1 rRNA gene is annotated in these 1173 nt (G+C 49.6%); it reads right to left on the reverse strand.

Annotation, left to right across the window (positions count from 1 at the left end):
- Window positions 1–1156 (reverse strand): 23S ribosomal RNA (locus ACFI6G_RS22115); the annotation flags it as partial.
- Between the last annotated feature and the right edge of the window lie 17 nt (window positions 1157–1173).

The following is a 1173-nucleotide window of genomic DNA, read 5'->3' on the forward strand; positions in this document are numbered from 1 at the left end:
TACGTAGCCGCAGCTTCGGTGTATAGCTTAGCCCCGTTACATCTTCCGCGCAGGCCGACTCGACCAGTGAGCTATTACGCTTTCTTTAAATGATGGCTGCTTCTAAGCCAACATCCTGGCTGTCTGAGCCTTCCCACATCGTTTCCCACTTAGCTATACTTTGGGACCTTAGCTGGCGGTCTGGGTTGTTTCCCTCTCCACGACGGACGTTAGCACCCGCCGTGTGTCTCCCGGATAGTACTTACTGGTATTCGGAGTTTGCAAAGGGTTGGTAAGTCGGGATGACCCCCTAGCCTTAACAGTGCTCTACCCCCAGTAGTATTCGTCCGAGGCGCTACCTAAATAGCTTTCGGGGAGAACCAGCTATCTCCAGGTTTGATTGGCCTTTCACCCCTAGCCACAAGTCATCCGCTAATTTTTCAACATTAGTCGGTTCGGTCCTCCAGTTGATGTTACTCAACCTTCAACCTGCCCATGGCTAGATCACCTGGTTTCGGGTCTAATCCTAGCAACTGTACGCCCAGTTAAGACTCGGTTTCCCTACGGCTCCCCTAAACGGTTAACCTTGCTACTAAAATTAAGTCGCTGACCCATTATACAAAAGGTACGCAGTCACACCACGAAGGTGCTCCTACTGCTTGTACGTACACGGTTTCAGGTTCTATTTCACTCCCCTCACAGGGGTTCTTTTCGCCTTTCCCTCACGGTACTGGTTCACTATCGGTCAGTCAGTAGTATTTAGCCTTGGAGGATGGTCCCCCCATATTCAGACAGGATATCACGTGTCCCGCCCTACTCGTTTTCACTGATTATGATGTGTCGGTTACGGGGCTATCACCCTTTGTTGCGAGACTTTCCAGACTCTTCACCTGCATCATTAAAAGCTTAAGGGCTAATCCAATTTCGCTCGCCGCTACTTTCGGAATCTCGGTTGATTTCTCTTCCTCGGGGTACTTAGATGTTTCAGTTCCCCCGGTTTGCCTCCTGTTGCTATGTATTCACAACAGGATACTTGCTTATGCAAGTGGGTTTCCCCATTCAGGAATCCCAGACTCAAAAGGTTATTACTACCTAATCTGGGCTTATCGCAAGTTATTACGCCTTTCATCGCCTCTGACTGCCAAGGCATCCACCGTGTACGCTTAGTCACTTAACCATACAACCCGAAAGGGT

The sequence above is a fragment of the Vibrio sp. PSi01 genome (genome assembly GCF_054960695.1).